Origin of the sequence: Paraburkholderia sp. GAS38 (assembly GCF_050434965.1) — a bacterium.
Taxonomy (GTDB): Bacteria; Pseudomonadota; Gammaproteobacteria; order Burkholderiales; family Burkholderiaceae; genus Paraburkholderia; species Paraburkholderia phenazinium_A.
The window spans coordinates 924620-942345 of sequence record NZ_JBNDJO010000001.1 but is presented as its reverse complement, the minus strand read 5'-3'; the positions used below and the strand labels follow the sequence as shown (position 1 = coordinate 942345).

Sequence of the window (17726 nt, the reverse complement as noted above, 5' to 3'; positions counted from 1 at the left end):
GTCGCACGACGCGTTGGGTTCAGGTTCGTCACCAAGGCCATGCGAGCGCGCTGCCGAGGTTCGACTGGCGAGCGCGCTCGAAGAGCATGCGGGCAACGGTCAGGTCCTGAAGCGCGAGCCCCGTCATGTCGAACACGGTGATGTCGTCGCGCTCGCGCCTGAATTGAGCCGGGCTGGTCAGCAGATCGCCGAGTTCGACACACGGTGTATCGGGTGCCCACTGCGTCTCACCGATCTGGGTTGCTTGCGTGCGATCGTCGACGACAAGACGAACCCGTTGCAGGAGACCGTCGGGCAGCTCGCGTTTTCCTTTGGTATCGGCGCCTACGCAGTTCAGATGCGTGCCTGGCTGCACCGCTTCCGGATCGAATAACGCTGCGGCGCCGGGCGTGGTGGTAATCACCACGTCGCTATCCGCCACCGCAGCGTTGCGATCATGCGCCGGCGCGATGTCGCAACGGGTGGAGAAGAGCGCCTCGAAAGCCGGATCCGGCTGTCCCGTCGAGCTGACATAGCGGACCTGTTTCAGCGTGGGCATCAGCCGGAGCGCGAAGCTCAACTGTGCCCTGGCTTGCACGCCGGTACCGAACAGGCAGACGGTCGAACTGTCGGGACGGGCCAGTTGCTGCAGCCCCAAACCACCAGCGGCGCCGGTGCGCATGGTCGTGACCGCGTTACCGTCGACGATGCAAGTGGGGCGGCCGGTCGCGGGATCGATCAAAACGATGGTGGCCTGATGAGGCTCGCCTCCGAGTCCGCGATTGGCAGGCCAGAATCCGGCGGCCTTGAAGCCCAGCAGGTGTTGAGCGGGTACGTCGCCCGACTTGATGCCGAAGATGCCGCCCGTGGCCAGCGCCTCGCGAACGACCGGGAAGACTCGCCCCTGACGTTGGCTGTGCAGCACGAAGGCTTCGCGTACCGCCTCGAGCACATCGTCGGGAAGTAGCAGGGACTCGACGACGTCTTTGTCGAGCAGTACTAAGCGTGCGTCATTTGGCATCGTTGTACACCGTGGCTCGCGATACGCCCAGATGAAGGGCGACCATTTCCATGGCGCGCCTCACTTCCATGCTGCCGGCTTCGCGCAGCTCGCTCATGAGGGCGCGCCGCTCGGCTGCTTTCAAGGCCCGCGGCGTGGTGGCCAGCCGGGCGGCAAACTGGTCGATGCGCTGCCGGATGCCGTCGGCGCCCGGCGGGTCGAGCGACTCCTTCACGCCGGCGGTGCCGTCGGTACTGACGAACTGGCCGAGCATGGTTTGCAGGGTGCCGAACAGCGTGAGATCGACGTTGAGGCAGAGCGCCGCCACATAGCGGCCGCCCGAGTCCTTGATGCCGATCGACGTGCTTTTGACTTGCCGTCCGTCGGCGAACTGGTTGGGGTAGTTGGCGATGACTTGCGGATACGACTCGTCCGCAATGCGTGCGAGACCCAACTCGGTGGCGGGGTCGCCTTCTTCCCGGCCGGACAGGTTGTTGTGGATCGCGACGATGGCTTGATCGGCGTGCAGCAGATCGTGAACGACCACTTCGCAGAAGGGCGCAAAGGTTTCTGCCAACCCTTTTGCCACCTGCTTCAGTTGCTCGACGAGGATCTGCCGTTCTTTGGATGGATTCGACATTTAGACAGAATATATAGTGTTGGAATTTCTGTCAATTTTTGCCGGCTTGGTCAAGCTCGTCGGCGTGCGAGGTGTGGTCGGCGGCGACTGCGCACCTCGTTCGACATCAACTCCGAGATCGCCGACAATTCAGGTATCCACGTAGTTCGTCTTCGATCGAATGGGAGCGTTTGATGTTTCAATCTGTAAGGTGTGTCGTCGCCGCAGTCGCGGTTGGGTTGTCGGGTGTAGCCATGGCGGCGCAGCAGCCGGCGCCGAGTTACCTGCCTGCGTCGGCTGTCGCGACGCTCCAGAACGCGCCGGCGATCGTCGAGGGCGCTGCGGGCAAAAACGTCAAATCGACGATCTATGTCTTCATGGACCCGAACTGCATTTTCTGTCACTACGCGTGGAAAGCCTTCCAGCCGTACGAGGCTGCCGGGCTGCAGGTGCACTGGATTCCGATGGGCTTTCTCAAGCCGGATTCGCCGGGCAAGGCCGCTGCGTTGCTGCAGGCGCAGGATGGTCCGGCATTGATGCGTGAACTCGAAACGAAGTTCTCCGAGAAGGACGAGTCCGGTGGCATCAAGCCATTGGCGACGGTGCCGCCCGCGACGCAAACCAAGCTGAACGGCAACATCAAGACGTTTCAGGACCTTGGCTTCGACGGCACGCCGACCATCATTTACATGACGAGCGGCGGTCGCTGGGCCGACGTCAGCGGGCTGCCGCCGCTGAGCTCATTGCCGACCATGCTGAACCTGCCGGAACAGGCGATCACGGATCCGTCGCTGCAGAAATTCCGCTAAGTAGAGAAGCACGGATGTGCGCGCTTCGGCGCTCACATTCCGTCGCGCCGGGCCGACGAAGCGCGGGTTGCCGCCCGCAATTCAGCCAGTAGTGCTTCGCCGGACCACGAGGGCCGCACTTCGCTTCGCTCGGCTTCCCGCACGAGTTCGCAGAGCCGTTGATTCACCGGCGCCGTTTGTTCGAGACGCTTGGCGAGGCTCACGACTTCACCGTTGATCCAGTCGATTTCCGTGGGCCGCTTCGCCGCCAGATCGTCGGACATCGACGAGCGCGCGAGCGGATCGATCGTCAGCATCGCGCGGCCCAGCCGCTCGAACAACGCATCGGGCAAGCTGAGAAAATTCGGTATCCAGGTGGCCGGCAGCGGCGTCACCTTGACCGGCCGGATGCCGGCCCGCTTCAGCAGCGCGAGCGCTTCTCTCTGCGCCAGGGCGAGGCAGAGCCGGTAGGCGCGTTGCGAGAGTTCTTCCTTCAAAGGCCGGTTGGCTAGCGCGTTGATCGCGTTGTTGAGATTGAGCAGCAGCTTCGCCCATTGCACCGGCAACATATCGGCGTGCTGGATCAGCGGCAGTCCGGCTTTCCTGAACTCGTCGACGAACAGCTGCATGGCCGGCGTTTGCCTGATCTCCAGTTCGCCCGCCGAGCCCTGGTGAAATCCACCCGGGCCGCGTTCGACGACGTTGAACGGCACCATCCCCTCCAGCACTGTCTGCTGCGGCAGCGCGGCGCGCAGTACGTCGGCATTGCCGACGCCGTTCTGAAAGCTCACGACGATCGTGCCGGGGCGCAGCACGTTCGCCAGTTCGGCGGCAGCGGTGGGCGTCGCAGCGGACTTGACGGTGACGAGCACGAGATCGGCCGCCGCGGCGCTGGCCGCGTCCGTCGATACGTCGGCTCGCTCCGGCGGCACATACCAGCGGCTATCGTCGTGCCGCGACAGCGTGATGCCTTGATCGCGCAACTGGTCGGCGATGCGCGCACGCCCGATGAACGTGACGTCGCTACCGCCGGCAAGCAGCCGTCCGCCGACATAGCAACCAATCGAGCCGGCGCCGTAGATAAAGATCTTTGCCATACAGGTTCTCAGGTGATCTCTCAGCACGTTTCGTCGTACGGAGTGCGAACGGATTGCGTTAGTCGGCGTAGCCGGGATTACGGCGGTCGAGCCGGCGCAGCAGCCCGGGCCACACCAGCGTCCCGGGCGTCGCGCCGCGCGTCACCAGCCGGATCTGTTCCTTGATGCCGTCGAGAATCGGCTGCCCAATGGGCGAGAGCTTTCCGCCCCCCGACTGGGCTCGCACCTGAATCATGCAGGACACTTCGAAGAAGTACATCGCGACGAAGGCGTCCGCCGGCGTGGCGCCGACCGTCAGCAGGCCGTGGTTGCGCAGCATAAGGTAAGTGTTGTTTCCGAGGTCGTCGACGAGACGGGGCTTTTCCGCTTCGTTGAGCGCGATGCCCTCGTAGTCGTGATAGCCGAGCGACGCCAGCACCCCGAGCGATTGTTGCGAGAGCGGCAGCAGCCCCGCTTCCTGCGCCGACACCGCCACGCCGTTGACCGAGTGGGTATGCATCACGCAATGGGCGTCTTCGCGCGCCGCATGCACGGCGCTATGGATCGTGAAGCCGGCCGGGTTGACGTCGTACGGCGAGTCGACCACCTTGCGGCCGTCGCGATCGATCTTGACCAGCGACGATGCGGTGATTTCATCGAACATCAGGCCATACGGGTTGATCAGGAAATGATGGTCGGGGCCGGGCACGCGCGCTGAGATATGGGTAAACACCAGGTCGTCCCATCCGAACAGCGCGGTGAGGCGGTAGGCCGCGGCGAGATTGACTCGCGCTTCCCACTCGGCGGGGGATACGTCGTTCTTCAGACTGACATTGGATAAGGCCATGTCGACACTCCTTGTTCGATGAGATTGCGCAGTCGGATGCGAGTCCCCATGATGTTCGCGAACCCGCCTAAAATCTGTCGGGTACCCGACAGCTCGACGCGCCAATGGACTCCAGCCTGCACCGCTACCGGACGCAACTTGAAACGACGCCGTGGTTCCGTGAGTTGCCCGTCGAGTTGCGGGACGATCTGATTCGCCATGCCAGCCTGCTGACGCTGGAGAAGGGCGAGTTCCTGTATCGGCGCGGCGAACGGTCCGATGGACTGTACGCGGTACTGGGCGGCGCGCTCGCTATCGGCACAGTCGGGGTGGATGGCAAAGAGGCCTTGCTAGCGGTGCTTGGATCGACTGCGTGGGTGGGGGAAATCTCGCTGTTCGATGGGCTGCCCCGTCCGAACGACGCCATCGCTGTCAGCCGGACGCTCTTGCTGCACGTGCCCGAGGCCGCGCTGCAAGACCTGCTCGACACCACGCCGCGCTATTGGCGCGATTTTGCGTTGTTGATGGCGCAAAGACTGCGGGTCTCGTTCGAGAACGCCGAGGCGATGACCCTGTTGCCCGCGGCCCAGCGTGTGGCGAACCGTTTGCTGACGATCGCGGGAGGCTATGGTGGCCTCAACGCCGCGCAGAGCAGGATACGGCTCTCGCAGGACAGCCTTGCTTCGATGGTGTCGCTGTCGCGGCAGACCACCAATCAGTTGCTCAAGAACCTCGAGAGTCAAGGGATCGTGAGCCTGAAGTCCGGCGAAATCGCGATTCTCGATTTCGACCGGTTGCGCGCGGTGAGTCTCGGCGATCCCAATCCGTGATTGGGGCGCCGTTTCGTTGCGTCATGGGTGAGCGCGTCGCCACCTGTGCGCGGCAGATGCCGCGACGCCGCGAGACGGGCGAGATCGAGCGATATCGATGATCCGTATGCCGGGTATGCAAGCCACGTGCAAGCTCGCTGGGCGTAGAATGCCAGCCTTCCAGGACATAACCCGAGAGTCGAGCTGTCTCATGAACAAACCGCGCAAGAAGAACCCGACCTTTGGCATCGCCGTGTTTATCGTGATCGCGGTGTTGCTGGTGATTGCGACGCTGCTTTACAACGCGATCAGTGGAAAGCGCGAGTTCGACCGTGAGAATGCCGCGGCGCCCAGCGTGGCTTCGGCAGCGGCGGCAACGGCGGGCGCGGGCAGCAGCGCGCAGTGATGATGTGCTGAGGCGCTGAGCGTAGCGCGGCAGGGTGCGCTTACGCTTGTGAGTTGCGCACGTGACGCACGTTGCGTACGTTGCGCAGTTCCAGCACGGTTCCAGCGCGGTTTCTCGGTGGTTCGTTTCTGCCTCGCCGCTTTATTCGTCGGGCAGGCGGATCACACTGGCATCCTTGCGGATCTGATTGGCTGCCGCGAGCATCTGCTTGCATTGATGCGCGAGCAATTTCAGTTCATGCACGGCGTCCGCCGGATAATCGGCCGACTTCTCGGCTTCGACCACCATCGTATCGAGTTCGCGCGAGAGCTGCTTCGTTTGCTCGGCCTGATCGGCCGGCGCCGCGTTGCCGGCCTCGGCCTCGGTGAGCGTGTCCCGCACGACGCTCAACACGCGTTGCAGCGGTTGCAGCGAGACGTTTTCCTGCTGTTGCGCCGAGGTGCGCAGCAAGGGGGCGGCCGCGGTGATCTGCGAGGCCAGCACGTGACTGCGTACCAGCAGGTCGTTGAGCTCGGGGACGAACCTCTGCGCCGCCTTCGGCTCCAGCATCATGCGCTGGAATGCCTGGCCCAGGTTGGCGAACGCCACATGCACGTTCTTGCGCGCGAGCCGGTAGCGATAGTCGCGCTCAAGCGCGACGGCGGCGGCTGTCGCGGCGGGGGTGGTTTTGGCGGCTGTGTCGCCCGCTGGGTCCGCGGGCTTGAGCCTGGCATTTGCGTTGGCATTGACGCTGACGGTGGCGCCCGCACCCGCACCCGCCGATGCCAGCGCCGCTGCGCCAAAATTCGCTCCGCCAAAACCCGCCCCACCGAAACTGCCCGCGGGATCGGCCATCGCCGCGGCGGGCGCACGCGCACCCGCTTCGGTCACGACCGCCGTGGCGACGGCAACCGGCTTGCCGCTCCACCACCAGCTCGCTTCCAGATACTGCCGGGTCGCGCCGATCATGTTGTTGACGAGCTTGCCCATCAGCCGGTACTCCCAGTACGGGAACAGATGGCTCGCAGCAATGGCGATTGCGCAGCCGACCACCGTATCGATAGCCCGCTCGCCGATGATGCGCATGCTGCCCGGCGCGAGCAGGTGAAACATCAGCAGCACATACGCCGACGTGAACACCACGCTCGCCGTGTAGTTGAACAGCAGCAGGCTGTAGCTCATGACCATCGAGGCGAACATCACCACCAGCAGAATGTGCGGTTCCTTGACGAACACCATCAGCGCGATGCTGGCCGCGCAGCCGATCAGCGTGCCGATGATCCGCTGTCCGTTGCGCTGCTTGGTGAGCGAATAGCCGGGCTTCAGGATGATGACCGTGGTCATCACGATCCAGTACGCGTTGGTGAGCGGCAAGAGGCGCCCGAGCCAGAAGCCGACGGCCACCGCGATCGTTACGCGCAACGCATGCCGGAAGCTCGGCGAGGCCATCGTCAGGTTCGAGAAAATCTGTCCGAAGGGCACGCGCCGGCTCGACACGAAGCGCGATAGCGCCTGGTCCAGGCGCAGTTCGGTTTCCGTGGTGCGCGCCTCGCTCGAGAGGCTCTTGCGCATCTTGTCGATCAGCCGCGTCGCGCTCCAGATGCGCCTGAAGGTAGCCGACACCGCCGAATACGCTTCCGGGTTCTTCGCCGGCATGTCGTGCTTGCGCATCAGCTCGATTTCGAATTCGATGGCACGCAATTCCGCTTTCACATTGATGCGGCTGCGCGGCGGCTGGTTCTGCAGCACGGCAAGACCGATTTCTTCGAGGTCGGCCGCGGCCTTGCGGATCAGGTCGCGATAGAAGGTGAGCATGTCCGAGCCGCCGAAGGTATTGCGCACCATCGGGTAATCGGTATGCGCGCCGACGAACAGCTCGTGCAGGTCGACCGTGTTGATGAACAGGTTGAAGAGCATCGCGCGACGCGGTTCCAGCTTGCCGGTCTTGAGCTTGGGCAGGTTGCGCAGCACGATGTCGCGCGCCGCGTCCTGACGCTCGACCGCGGCGATCTGTTTGGCGACCAGATTGCGGTAGCACTCGTCGAGGTCGTTGTCGAGATCGTAGAAATCGGACCGCGCGAGCAGATAGTCCGCGCAGGCGAACACGCTTTCGGCGAGCGCCTGCTGTTCGATGCGGTGCATCTGCCAGCGGCTCACCAACGTGGACCAGTAGGTGTACCAGAGCCCGCCCGCGAGGATCCACGCGGCATTGACGAGCGCCTGCATGGGCGTGAAATGCTCTTCAAGCGTCATGATCATCATGAAGAGCGTGGCGAAGCTGATTTGCGGCCAACGGTTGCCGTACACCACGATCAGCGACAGCACGAAGGTCAGCGGCACGACGGTGCACCAGAGCGCCACCGGATTGACGGTGGCGATACCGGTAGCGAGCGCCGACAGGAAGCCGATCACGCTGCACGCCAGCATTTCGTTGTGCTTGTACTTGAGCGGGCCCGGCATGTCGACCACGCACGCGCCGAGCGCGCCGGTGGCGATGGTGAAGCCTAGCTCCTGCTCGTGGAACAGCAGCAGGCAAATGACGGCCGGTAGCGATACGCCGACTGCGATCCGCAGGCCGCCATAAAAGTACTGGCTATATAGGAATTTTTTGATTTCGACCGAATAACGCATCGACTGCCTGGAGGTTTCGTATCACGACAAAAATGAGACTGCAGGGAAGCCCCAAACCGAGGATGAGTCTAACTGATTTTGGGGCCCATCTGACCTCGTCCGTTTGGCCAGGTTTTGTCGTGTCGATGCCTTTGCTATGCTGTCGTTCGAAGGGCATGGCGGGCGAGTGTAGCGGCTGCTACCCGAGGGGCTCAGCCGGGCATGCCGTCGGTCTGCGCATCGTCACGGGGGCCGTTGCGCAAGGTCTTGCGATACCACAGCGTCCACACGAGCAGCGCGCCGTAGATGCCATAGCCGATGAACGGCGAGACCACCAGGAAGCGCTCCACCGGCCAGCTCCACGCCATCCAGGAGCGCAGGGCGGTTTCGCTGGCGAGGCCCACGCCCCAGACGGCGGTCATCAGGCGCATCGAGGTGGCGAAGGCCGGGCGTTCGTTCCACAGGGCGTCGATGCGCTCGGCGCCGCCCGCCACTTCGCGTGCCACCGTGGCGCGGGCCAGATAGAAGATGAGTGGACGGCGCATGGGCAGCGACAGCAGAAACGCCACGCCAATCGCGCCGGACACCAGCGACTCGCGCAGCAGCAGCATGCGCGGGCTGCCGCCCAGCGCCATCGCGCCGATCGACAGCACAATGCCGATCAGCACGATCAGGCTGAGCGCGTCGACGCGCCGGAACCGCGCCAGCTCGACGAGACTCCAGACGACCGGCGGCACGGCCGAGGCGATCAGGCCGCCGGTCTCGCCCCAATGGGGCAGCGCGAGGCGGTAGGCGAGCCACGGCAGCAGCAGGTTGACCGCCAGTTCCAGCACGAAAGCGGGGCGCAGTTTCATGTTAATTTACGTTGTAAGCGATACGTGCGAGTATCGGCGAGGCGTCGTCGGGCGGCAACCGTTTTTGTGCATCGGCGCGGCTTGCCGATAGCGGGGCGTTCGCCGGGACTCCGCTCGTGCGCCGGTGCTGTGTACACTTGCGGTTCGTTGCTTCCCACCACGCCATGACATCCCGTTACCCGATCCCGCCCAATGAAGTTGAACTGACCGCAGTACGCGCGCAAGGAGCGGGCGGGCAGAACGTCAACAAGGTCTCGAGCGCGATTCATCTGCGCTTCGATGTGCGCGCGTCGTCGCTGCCCGACGTTCTGAAGATGCGGCTGCTCGCGCTGTCGGACCGGCGCCTCACCCGTGACGGGGTGGTCATCATCAAGGCGCAGGAGCATCGCACCCAGGAGATGAATCGCGCGTCGGCGCTGGCCCGGCTGGACGAACTGATTCAGAGCGTCAGCGTGACGCGCACGCCACGGGTCGCCACCCGGCCCACGCGCGCCTCGAACCGGCGCCGGCTCGACACCAAGGCGAAGCGCAGCGAGATCAAGTCGGGACGCTCGCGTGTGGACGATTGATGAGGCTGAGGCTGCAGCCGCGCCTCAGCGCTTGCGTACGCCGGGCGTGGCCGGCGGGTTGGGCTCGCCCGGGATGAAGTCGACGCAGAGTATCGTGGTCTTGCCGCCGTGCTCGAGCGTGACGGCGGCGGTGTAGCAGTCCTGGCCGTCAATCAGCGAGTAGTGCGGTCCCATCATCGCCACCCGGCCCGGCGCCGCCAGCGCATGCTTGAAGTAGGCCCGCCGCGACCAGTTGCTGCGGGTGGTCGCCAGCAGCGGCGCGAGCCGCTGCGGAGGCGGCGGCACGGCGGGGGCGCTGATGGACGGCAGGGTTTGTTCGCCCTGCGCATCCGTGACGAACACGCGGCGCGCTTCGGGAATCGGGAACACGAGCCGCGCGGCCTCGGCGAGATCGCCGTTCGCGGCGAAACTGCCGGCAGCCGCCAGCACCGCCTCGGCGAATCCCTCGAAGCCGAGTTGCTTGTGGCGGGCGTACTTGCGTTCGTAGTCGGCGAACTTGCGCCACATCGAATCGATCAAGGCCGGCACGCGTGCACACGCGGCCTGCACGGAGCCCTTCGGTTGACCGAGCCAGAAACCCTGCACGAAGTCCACGTCGGCCTGCATCAGGATCATCAGTTCGTCGTCGGTCTCCACGCCTTCGGCCAGCACCAGCGTGCCCGACTGATGCAGCATGGCGATCAGATGGCCGATCAGCGACTCGTCGCCCTGGCGTTTGCCGGCGCGCGCCACCAGCGAACGGTCGAGTTTGACGATGTCGGGCCTGAAGCGCCACACCCGGTCGAAGTTGGAGAAGCCGGTGCCGAAGTCGTCGATGGCGATCAGGAAGTCGCGCGGCTGCGAGGCGGCCAGCATGCTGGCGACGGCCGATTCGTCGTCGGCCGGTTGCTCGAGCACCTCGATCACGATGCGTTCCTGCGGCAGCCCGAAATGGGCCGACAGTTCGTCGATAAAGGCGCGCTGCGGCCAGCCGGTCTCGAACACCTGCGGCCGCGTATTGAGGAACAGCCAGCCGACTTCGACGTGTTGTTCCATGAAGTTGGCGACGTGCAGGCAGCGCGCGATGCGGTCCAGCTCGCGCGCTTCGCCGGCCGAGCGGGTGCCGGAAAACAGCACGTCGGGCGTGACGGGCAGGCCCACCGGATCGAACGCGCGCAACAGCGCTTCATACCCCACGATGCGTTGATGCGTGATCGACAGCACCGGCTGAAACACGCTATGCAGCGTGAGCGCCCGCCATGTCGCGGTCCAGCCGGCCTCGTCCCGCACCAGGTGGGGCAGAAGGCCGCTGAGCGTCAGTTCTTCGACCGTGGGCATGATGGCGTGGCCTTAGGCGTGCGGTGCGCAATGAGGTCCCGCACCGCACCGGCGCGTGGCCGTGGCGCTGCTAGGGCGAGGACGCTGCCCGAAGAGACGGAGATGAAGCCCGGCCACGCTGGCCCCCCGGCTGATTGGTCGAAAAACAGTCTAGCAGTTCGAAACTGGCGTGAATGTACGGGTTATCACACACGCGCAAAGGCCACCCGCATATAGGAATAACGCTAGCACGCGGGCCTGGAAGGTGCCCGCCAAAGAAGAGAAAGTGCGGGCTGGGTCGAACCTGCGGAAATTCGCGTGGTGTCGAAGATTGCGTGAGCTTGCCTCACGCCCGACGGGCCACGCAGGCAGACGGGCAGCGGCATGACGGCCGCGTGCCCATTGCCGGATTGGCGGCGCTTAGTGTGTCGACTGCGGGACGTCGAGGATCAGGATGATGGTCCAGTCCGCATCGCCATCGTGGTGATACTGGCGTTCCGCAACAATAAAGGGCTGCTGCTTGCCGTCCGGGCCGAGAAACAGCACGTCGCCCTCCATCGGCAGACATTCAACCGGCGGCAGCGCAAGGTACGCTTCCTGACCGCCGCGCGGCATCAGTTTTTCGATTTTGCGGGATGCCGCTTCGGTCCATTCGATGTCTAGCTGGATGTTGCTCATTCTGTCCTCCGCACCAGGGTGCGCACGGGTTGGGGGTGGTTCTTCGGTGCGCGACTTTAGCATACCGTCAGTGCGGCCCGGACAACAAAAAGCCGAAGCCGGCATTGCCGGCTTCGGCTGTATTACTTTCGCGATGCGGCCGCGCAGCGTGCCGCGAGTATTACCGCCAGGGCTTAAGCGCGGCGCCGCGAGGCGCGTTCAGACGCGATTACTGGCTGGCCGCGTCAGGCTTGGCCGCTTTCATGTGATGCGGCGCCTTCTTGTGTTCCATCTTGTGATGCATGGCCGGCATGGATTGCTGGCTTTCCATCGCCTGCTGCTGGGATTGCAACTCTTGCGCACGCTGCTCGACGTCGGCGGCCTTGGCCGGATCGGTGCTCATCGTGACGCCGTTGTCGGTCTGTGCATACGCTGCGCCCGTCAGGGCCGAGAGGGAAACCAGGATCGCCAGGGACACTTTCTTCATCGTTACCTCCGTAGAGTGGTTGTGGCCGAGTAATGCCTGTCCGATCTGAAGGACCAGTGCATTCTAGCGAGCAATATCCGCTCCAACGGACGCTTTGCAACATTTTTGACAGATAGTTACATTTAGTTACGTTTGTGCCGCTTTACCAGGCACGCATGTCCAGCGCAACGGATGTTATTGCCGCGTTGCGCGTTGATACCTGGGCGTATCGGAAGAAGCTGCGAGGCCGGCGCGCGATTCGCTCGCCATCGCACGTCTTGCGCATCTTCGAGGAGGTGAAAAATAACTCTGCATAACTGATTAATTGACGGAGTGCGGCTGCGTTCTTCGGCCGCCGACCCGCCGCAGATCATCGGCGACTCGCCGCACTCAGAACCATCCCAGCAACCGGTAGACGTGAAACTGCGCAATGCCGATCAGTTCATGGAGCGCAAGATCCGCATTCACGAGATTGTCGTAGTGCGGCAGCATGCCGACGCGCACGTGCCGCGTGTTCGAGATGACCGGGTGAGGTGTGAGCCCGAAACGGTGGAAGTCGAGCAGGGCGCGCGGCATCTGGTACGCGGACGTGACGAGGATCAGCGCGTCGTACGGCGAGCCTTGCAAAAGCGCGGCCACGTTGCGAGCGTTTTCGTACGTGTTGCGACTGCGGTTTTCCAGCATGACGTCCGTACGCGGCACCTGCTTTTGCAGCAGCCAGGGCAGGTAGGTATCCGCTTCCGAGGCTTCGTGATGCTGCGGATTGCCGCCGCTGATGACGACCTCGCAGCGTGCGCCGGTTCGTTTGCATGCCGAATAGATGTCGGCGCTCGTCGCGATGCGCGCAAAGGCATCGTGCTTGGGCACCAGCTTGTGGTCGTCGTCGTATTCGGTGCCGGTGCCCAGCATGACGATCACCGTGCGCGGGGCGTAAGTCGGCGGCGCCGCGGATTGCGAACCTGCCTGGGCCCAGTCGAGTAATGGCGCGCTTAGCCAGCCTGCCGCGAGCAGCCAGAACAGTGCCAGGGCGGCGAGCGCGAGCGGGGCGCGGGCCCGTCGCGTTAGCACGATTGCTGCAAAAAAAAGCGCCAATAAAGTGAATAGAATCAATTTAAATGGGGTAACGTATGGTTTTTGGGGACATTCACGCTGCCGCTATCGCGCCGCCTCGGTTGCATCACAGGCACGTGGAGAGAACGCTAACACGCGGTTCGAACGGGGACTCCAGAAGCAGGCAATAACAGGTGGCGCCTGGCGGATGACGGTGGCATCGCCCTTGCGATGAGTCTGTCCGCCATGGGTGGGTGCTACGCGCGTCACTGGTGGCGCGGTGACGTGCTGCGCAAAGATGTGTCATGGCTGCACTTTAAGAAAGAAGTGAGATGACCACGTATTCCAACGAAGCAGTTCTTGAGGCGCTGCGGCGGGCGCAATATCGCCAGGTGCCCTGGGCCCGGCGTCCGGGAGTATTCGAATATCTGCGCGCGCTCGGCTTGATGGAGACGGTTCGGCAACGCACCGTCGCGCCCGCTCCGGGTTTTCATGCACCGGTCGACATCGCCGTGCTGACCGATCGGGGCCGGGCCGAGTTCGCCCGCCTCGAACGCGACGAGCGTTCGCTGAACTGGACCGCGCGCAAGATGAACGATTACGTCGCAGCGGAACACCGCACGGCCGATCTGGAAATCCGTCCGTAACGGACCTGTCCAGCTGAAGGTCGAGGTGTAGGCAGGCCGTCTGGCCGTGCCCGGGGTTTGGCGTCGCCGCGATCATCGTCGAAGGCTGCACGCCGCCCCCTCCCCAAAAAAAAGCCCGTATCGCGAGGATACGGGCGTACCGGAATTACTACTGCCACGCTGTGCTGATGGCATTGATGAGACTGGTTCGATCCCCGGTGGTTCCCGCGACTTCCCGCAAGCTTCGCATCGCTATTCAACGCGTCGGCATGGCGCGGTTTCCCACGCCTTCGAGCTTGCGGTTTTGCCGCTAGTGGGCCGGTGTGAGGACGGTCCTTGAAGACCTTCAGCGACCTTCAGTGGTCTTTAGCGACGACTGGCGACACTAGCGGCGACGCTGTGCATCTTCACGCACCTGCTCCGGCCGCTCGCGTACGTTGCTGGCGATGTCGCCGCGCAGATCGCCCCGCGGCGTGGGCGGCGTGAACTCGCGCGGGCGCTCGCCCTGCTGCCATGTTTCGAGCGTGGCGGGACGGTCAGGCCGCCAGTTCCAGCCTGCGGGCCTTTGCTGCGCGAAAGTCGGTGCGGCGATCAATGAAACAACAATGCCGCACAGAAGCAGGGACATTGGTTTCATGCTGGGCTCCGTTCAAACCCGATGGATCAGGTCTGTGTGCATACTCGTACGGTATGCCCAGGAGCGAAAGCGCGCTGTAAGTAATCGTAAATGGATGTTTCACTTGATGTCGGCGACCCGGCGGTCGGCATGCCGACGCGGCGCTGGCGGGCAGCGTACCGCGCACGTGGGAAGGCCCTGGCCAGCAGACGCGCCTTCGATAGCGCACGCCCGATGCCGGATTCCTTCCGCCGGATACGCGCCGGGCGCCCAAAGGCGCCCGGCGGCAGAACAGCAGTGTCAGGCCATCTTGACCGGCGCGCGCCACGATTCCGGATTGGTCCAGAATGCACCGCGCAGACGGTCGCGGCTCGGCGGTGCAGGCGGCTTGGCAGCCGTTGCGCCGATGCGGCCGCGCAGCGAGATTTCCCGGCCGCTCGTGCCGAGTCGCTTGACTATTTCGGCGAGCGTACCATCCGCTTGCCACTCGTCGAAACGGCGGCGGCAGGTCGGCGGCGAGGGGTAACGGCCGGGAAGCTTGGACCAGCCTTCTCCCGTCGACAGTACCCACAGAACCGCATTGACAACCGCGCGTGCTTCCACGCGTGGCCGACCGCGTCGTTCGCTCCGTGCTGGCTCCGCACAGAACAACGCCTCGACCAGCGCCCACTCGTTGTCTCTCAAATCGTCGAACAGCATCATGTCTCACCTCAGCGAAGCTAACTCCGGTGCGCTGCCCCGCGCCGCGCACTCTCCATGCACTCAATCGCGAGTGCCAGGCGGGGTCGGGCTTGCCACGGTTCTGGTTGTGCAGTCAGGTCCATGGCGCCGACCCAGTGCGCATCCAAATGCACGAAGCGTGCCACCTCTTTAAAAACTTCCTCGAAGCCCCGTAACATCGGGCCAGCGCGGGCGTTAGTCAGGGGCGTATAAGAATCCAAAAAACCCTTCTCGCAAATCGGGACAATCACCAATCTTGTGCAATCAGGCCCGCGCAACGTGCGTTTGCGCCTTATTGCCGCATTGCAGCGAAACGATCCTGGACGTGTGTCGCGCCTAAAGAAACAATACAATGCTCATCAAACGCCACCATTAATGAGAGACTGGGATGAATGTCACGCTGCGCCAGCTAAGGGTTTTCATTGAGGTCGCGCGCTTGCAGAGCTTTAGCCGCGCAGGCGACGAGATTGGGCTGACGCAGTCGGCGGTGAGCCGGTGCGTGCGGGAACTGGAGACGGAAATCGGCCTGAAGCTGATCGACCGGACCACCCGCGAGGTGCAGCTGACCGATGTGGGCGGCAATCTGGTGTCGAGCGTGTCGCGCCTGCTGAGCGACCTCGACGACGCCTTGCGCGAGATTCGCGAGATCGGCGAGCAGCGGCGCGGGCGGGTGGTGGTGGCGGCGAGTCCCACTGTGGCCTGCCGGCTGATGCCCAAGGTGGTCGCGGCGTGCGGGCAGCAGTTTCCGTTCATCACCATGGGACTGCGCGACGATGTGCAGAGCGATGTGGTTCGCAAGGTCAAATCGGGCGAGGTCGATTTCGGCGTCGTCATCGGCCCGTTTTCGGCCGACGATCTGCTGAGCGAGCCGCTGATGACGGACTCGTTCTGCGTGGTGACGCGCGGCGATCATCCGCTGGCGGCCAGGTCGCGGGTGGCGTGGAAGGATCTCGAGGGGCAGCGGCTGGTGATGCTCGATTACGCGTCGGGCAGCCGGCCGATCATCGACGCAGTCATGAGCGAGCACGGCGTGAGCGTCAGCGTGGTGCAGGAGCTGGGGCATTCGGCCACGGTGTTCGGGCTGGTGGAGGCGGGCGTGGGCGTGAGCGTGCTGCCTTGGCTCGCCTTGCCGCTGCCGGCGGATACCTCGCTGGTGGCGCGGCCGTTGGTGCCGCGCGCCGAGCGCACGGTCGAACTGGTGCGGCGGCGTGACCGGTCGCTGTCGCCGGCGGCGGAGGCGGTGTGGGGATTGATCCGGCAACTGCCGGGGCGGGCGGAGGATTTGCGGTAGGGGGCGAGGCAGGGAGCGGGGAAGCGAGGGGCAAGGGCAAGGGCAAGGGCAAGGGCAAGGAGTGTGGAGGCAAGGTGCCGGCCACGCGTCCCGAAATCGCCCGGCACGCTAAACTGTCGTTCTGCCTGACACCCCGTCCTTAAGCCCCTAAGGTCCTGACGACCCGAACCAACCTGCCCTGGATGCCTTGATGAGCGAATCCGATCTGCCGACGCCCCGCTTGCCGAACGCGCGCGACGCCGTCCGCGCGCTGCGACCCTCCCAGATTCGCGAAGTGGCGAACGCCGGTTTCGGTGTCGAGAACGTGCTGCCGTTCTGGTTCGGCGAGTCCGATCGCGTGACCCCGGAATTCATCCGCACCGCAGCGAGCGAGGCGCTGGCGCAGGGCGCTACCTTCTACACGCACAACCTCGGGATTGCGCCGCTCCGCGAGGCGCTCGCCGGCTACGTGACGAACCTGCACGGCGTGACCCCGGTCGACCACATCGCCGTCACGAGCGCCGGGGTCAACGCGTTGATGCTGGCCGCGCAACTGGTCGTCGGCGCCGGCGACCGGGTGGTCGCGGTCACGCCGCTCTGGCCGAACCTGGTCGAGATCCCGAAGATTCTCGGTGCGCATGTCGAAACCGTCGCGCTCGGCTACGGTGCACAAGGCTGGACCCTCGACCTCGAACGCCTGTTGAACGCGCTCACGCCGGACACGAAGCTATTGATGCTCAACTCGCCGAACAATCCGACGGGCTGGGTGATGAGCGCCGAGCAGCAGCGCGCCGTGCTGGAGCACTGCCGCCGCCTCGGTATCTGGATCGTCGCCGACGAGGTCTACGAGCGCCTGTACTACGCAGACGACAAGGCTCGAACCGCACCGTCCTTTCTCGATCTGGCCGGGCGCGACGAGCGGGTCATCTGCGTCAATTCGTTCTCGAAGGCGTGGCTGATGACCGGCTGGCGGCTCGGCTGGATCGTCGCGCCGGCCAGTCTGATGGACGATCTGGGCAAGCTGGTCGAATACAACACGTCGTGCGCGCCGGCGTTCGTGCAGCAGGCGGGCATCGCCGCCGTCCAGCAGGGCGAATCCTTCACCCGGCAACTGGTGGCCGACCTGAAGACCTCGCGCGATCACCTGGTGCGGGCGTTGTCCGCGCTGCCGGGAGTCGACGTAAAGGCGCCGCCCGGTTCGATGTACCTGTTCTTTTCGCTGCCAGGCGCGCAGCAGAGCCTCGCCTTGTGCAAGGCGCTGGTGCGCGAGGTCGGGCTCGGCGTCGCGCCGGGCAGCGCCTTCGGGCCGGAAGGCGAGGGCTTCGTGCGCTGGTGCTACGCCTGCGACACGGCCCGACTCGACGCGGGCGTCGCGCGGCTTCAGACTTTCCTTGCCCGGCACGTTGCCGGCTGAATTCATCCGCCGCGCCGTCTGGTGGCCCGGCTATCCGGATTGTCAGGCGTTGTTTTTTCACCCGTTTTGGACCTGTCAGCCTTTAAACAGTGAAAA

18 protein-coding genes and 1 pseudogene are annotated in these 17726 nt (G+C 64.4%); 7 read left to right on the top strand and 12 right to left on the bottom strand.

Annotated features, from left to right (window positions below):
* Window positions 1-28: 28 nt before the first annotated feature.
* Window positions 29-1000 carry an ornithine cyclodeaminase family protein gene (locus P3T42_RS04050; RefSeq protein WP_429305231.1) on the bottom strand — a complete coding sequence of 324 codons (972 nt, stop codon included), beginning with the start codon at window positions 998-1000 and terminating at the stop codon, window positions 29-31.
* Window positions 990-1619, bottom strand: a complete 630-nt coding sequence (locus P3T42_RS04045) for a helix-turn-helix transcriptional regulator (protein WP_429305230.1) — start codon at window positions 1617-1619, stop codon at window positions 990-992. Before P3T42_RS04045 ends, P3T42_RS04050 begins: the two co-directional genes overlap by 11 nt.
* 173 nt (window positions 1620-1792) lie before the next feature.
* On the opposite strand from P3T42_RS04045, the gene P3T42_RS04040 reads away from it, so the two are divergent.
* On the top strand, window positions 1793-2407 hold the full coding sequence (locus tag P3T42_RS04040; RefSeq protein WP_429305229.1) for a thioredoxin fold domain-containing protein: 615 nt from the start codon (window positions 1793-1795) through the stop codon (window positions 2405-2407).
* A 32-nt stretch (window positions 2408-2439) separates the two neighbouring features.
* On the opposite strand, the gene P3T42_RS04035 is transcribed toward P3T42_RS04040, so the two are convergent.
* Window positions 2440-3483 carry a 2-dehydropantoate 2-reductase gene (locus P3T42_RS04035; protein ID WP_429305228.1) on the bottom strand — a complete coding sequence of 348 codons (1044 nt, stop codon included), beginning with the start codon at window positions 3481-3483 and terminating at the stop codon, window positions 2440-2442.
* Window positions 3484-3541: 58 nt separating this feature from the next.
* Window positions 3542-4309 (bottom strand): class II aldolase/adducin family protein, encoded by a 768-nt coding sequence (locus P3T42_RS04030; RefSeq protein WP_074298120.1) that lies wholly within the window; start codon window positions 4307-4309, stop codon window positions 3542-3544.
* Between the two features lie 104 nt (window positions 4310-4413).
* On the opposite strand from P3T42_RS04030, the gene P3T42_RS04025 reads away from it, so the two are divergent.
* Together P3T42_RS04025 and P3T42_RS04020 are read left to right on the top strand one after the other, a co-directional pair.
* Window positions 4414-5118 (top strand): Crp/Fnr family transcriptional regulator, encoded by a 705-nt coding sequence (locus P3T42_RS04025; RefSeq protein ID WP_429305227.1) that lies wholly within the window; start codon window positions 4414-4416, stop codon window positions 5116-5118.
* A gap of 190 nt (window positions 5119-5308) precedes the next feature.
* A complete protein-coding gene (locus tag P3T42_RS04020; protein WP_074298124.1) occupies window positions 5309-5503 on the top strand; it encodes a hypothetical protein in 195 nt (64 codons plus the stop codon).
* Window positions 5504-5644: 141 nt separating this feature from the next.
* Here P3T42_RS04020 and P3T42_RS04015 read toward each other — a convergent pair whose 3' ends face one another.
* Window positions 5645-8113 carry an FUSC family protein gene (locus tag P3T42_RS04015; protein WP_074298126.1) on the bottom strand — a complete coding sequence of 823 codons (2469 nt, stop codon included), beginning with the start codon at window positions 8111-8113 and terminating at the stop codon, window positions 5645-5647.
* Window positions 8114-8304: 191 nt separating this feature from the next.
* Window positions 8305-8946, bottom strand: coding sequence for a VC0807 family protein (locus P3T42_RS04010; RefSeq protein WP_429305226.1), 642 nt, complete (start codon window positions 8944-8946; stop codon window positions 8305-8307).
* Window positions 8947-9110: 164 nt separating this feature from the next.
* Between P3T42_RS04010 and arfB the strand changes: the two genes are divergently transcribed.
* Window positions 9111-9515 carry an alternative ribosome rescue aminoacyl-tRNA hydrolase ArfB gene (arfB, locus tag P3T42_RS04005; RefSeq protein ID WP_074298130.1) on the top strand — a complete coding sequence of 135 codons (405 nt, stop codon included), beginning with the start codon at window positions 9111-9113 and terminating at the stop codon, window positions 9513-9515.
* 24 nt (window positions 9516-9539) lie between these two features.
* On the opposite strand, the gene P3T42_RS04000 is transcribed toward arfB, so the two are convergent.
* The 4 genes from P3T42_RS04000 to P3T42_RS03985 form a co-directional block, all read right to left on the bottom strand.
* Window positions 9540-10832 (bottom strand): sensor domain-containing phosphodiesterase, encoded by a 1293-nt coding sequence (locus tag P3T42_RS04000; protein ID WP_074298132.1) that lies wholly within the window; start codon window positions 10830-10832, stop codon window positions 9540-9542.
* A gap of 399 nt (window positions 10833-11231) precedes the next feature.
* Entirely contained in the window at window positions 11232-11489 is a 258-nt protein-coding gene (locus P3T42_RS03995; RefSeq protein ID WP_074264996.1) for a DNA-binding protein, read from the bottom strand.
* Between the two features lie 208 nt (window positions 11490-11697).
* Complete coding sequence (locus P3T42_RS03990; protein ID WP_074298134.1) at window positions 11698-11955, bottom strand: hypothetical protein; 258 nt, start codon at window positions 11953-11955, stop codon at window positions 11698-11700.
* Between the two features lie 369 nt (window positions 11956-12324).
* Window positions 12325-13044, bottom strand: a complete 720-nt coding sequence (locus P3T42_RS03985) for a YdcF family protein (RefSeq protein ID WP_143788399.1) — start codon at window positions 13042-13044, stop codon at window positions 12325-12327.
* A 272-nt stretch (window positions 13045-13316) separates the two neighbouring features.
* On the opposite strand from P3T42_RS03985, the gene P3T42_RS03980 reads away from it, so the two are divergent.
* Window positions 13317-13631: a hypothetical protein gene (locus tag P3T42_RS03980; RefSeq protein ID WP_074298136.1), complete on the top strand. Its 315-nt coding sequence runs from the start codon at window positions 13317-13319 to the stop codon at window positions 13629-13631.
* A 364-nt stretch (window positions 13632-13995) separates the two neighbouring features.
* Here P3T42_RS03980 and P3T42_RS03975 read toward each other — a convergent pair whose 3' ends face one another.
* Window positions 13996-14247: a hypothetical protein gene (locus P3T42_RS03975; RefSeq protein ID WP_429305225.1), complete on the bottom strand. Its 252-nt coding sequence runs from the start codon at window positions 14245-14247 to the stop codon at window positions 13996-13998.
* A 282-nt stretch (window positions 14248-14529) separates the two neighbouring features.
* A pseudogene (locus tag P3T42_RS03970) lies at window positions 14530-14925 on the bottom strand (transposase); the annotation flags it as partial.
* A 409-nt stretch (window positions 14926-15334) separates the two neighbouring features.
* Here P3T42_RS03970 and P3T42_RS03965 point away from each other — a divergent pair.
* Window positions 15335-16237 carry a LysR family transcriptional regulator gene (locus tag P3T42_RS03965; protein WP_074298140.1) on the top strand — a complete coding sequence of 301 codons (903 nt, stop codon included), beginning with the start codon at window positions 15335-15337 and terminating at the stop codon, window positions 16235-16237.
* Between the two features lie 190 nt (window positions 16238-16427).
* The gene (locus P3T42_RS03960; RefSeq protein WP_429305224.1) at window positions 16428-17630 is read left to right on the top strand and encodes a pyridoxal phosphate-dependent aminotransferase; all 1203 of its coding nucleotides are present in this window, start codon (window positions 16428-16430) and stop codon (window positions 17628-17630) included.
* The last annotated feature ends 96 nt before the right edge of the window (window positions 17631-17726 follow it).

Coding starts and splice junctions, on each gene's coding strand:
- P3T42_RS04050 (WP_429305231.1), bottom strand. CDS start 1,000: ATGCCAAATGACGCACGCTTAGTACTGCTCGACAAAGACGTCGTCGAG.
- P3T42_RS04045 (WP_429305230.1), bottom strand. CDS start 1,619: ATGTCGAATCCATCCAAAGAACGGCAGATCCTCGTCGAGCAACTGAAG.
- P3T42_RS04040 (WP_429305229.1), top strand. CDS start 1,793: ATGTTTCAATCTGTAAGGTGTGTCGTCGCCGCAGTCGCGGTTGGGTTG.
- P3T42_RS04035 (WP_429305228.1), bottom strand. CDS start 3,483: ATGGCAAAGATCTTTATCTACGGCGCCGGCTCGATTGGTTGCTATGTC.
- P3T42_RS04030 (WP_074298120.1), bottom strand. CDS start 4,309: ATGGCCTTATCCAATGTCAGTCTGAAGAACGACGTATCCCCCGCCGAG.
- P3T42_RS04025 (WP_429305227.1), top strand. CDS start 4,414: ATGGACTCCAGCCTGCACCGCTACCGGACGCAACTTGAAACGACGCCG.
- P3T42_RS04020 (WP_074298124.1), top strand. CDS start 5,309: ATGAACAAACCGCGCAAGAAGAACCCGACCTTTGGCATCGCCGTGTTT.
- P3T42_RS04015 (WP_074298126.1), bottom strand. CDS start 8,113: ATGCGTTATTCGGTCGAAATCAAAAAATTCCTATATAGCCAGTACTTT.
- P3T42_RS04010 (WP_429305226.1), bottom strand. CDS start 8,946: ATGAAACTGCGCCCCGCTTTCGTGCTGGAACTGGCGGTCAACCTGCTG.
- arfB (WP_074298130.1), top strand. CDS start 9,111: ATGACATCCCGTTACCCGATCCCGCCCAATGAAGTTGAACTGACCGCA.
- P3T42_RS04000 (WP_074298132.1), bottom strand. CDS start 10,832: ATGCCCACGGTCGAAGAACTGACGCTCAGCGGCCTTCTGCCCCACCTG.
- P3T42_RS03995 (WP_074264996.1), bottom strand. CDS start 11,489: ATGAGCAACATCCAGCTAGACATCGAATGGACCGAAGCGGCATCCCGC.
- P3T42_RS03990 (WP_074298134.1), bottom strand. CDS start 11,955: ATGAAGAAAGTGTCCCTGGCGATCCTGGTTTCCCTCTCGGCCCTGACG.
- P3T42_RS03980 (WP_074298136.1), top strand. CDS start 13,317: ATGACCACGTATTCCAACGAAGCAGTTCTTGAGGCGCTGCGGCGGGCG.
- P3T42_RS03975 (WP_429305225.1), bottom strand. CDS start 14,247: ATGAAACCAATGTCCCTGCTTCTGTGCGGCATTGTTGTTTCATTGATC.
- P3T42_RS03965 (WP_074298140.1), top strand. CDS start 15,335: ATGAATGTCACGCTGCGCCAGCTAAGGGTTTTCATTGAGGTCGCGCGC.
- P3T42_RS03960 (WP_429305224.1), top strand. CDS start 16,428: ATGAGCGAATCCGATCTGCCGACGCCCCGCTTGCCGAACGCGCGCGAC.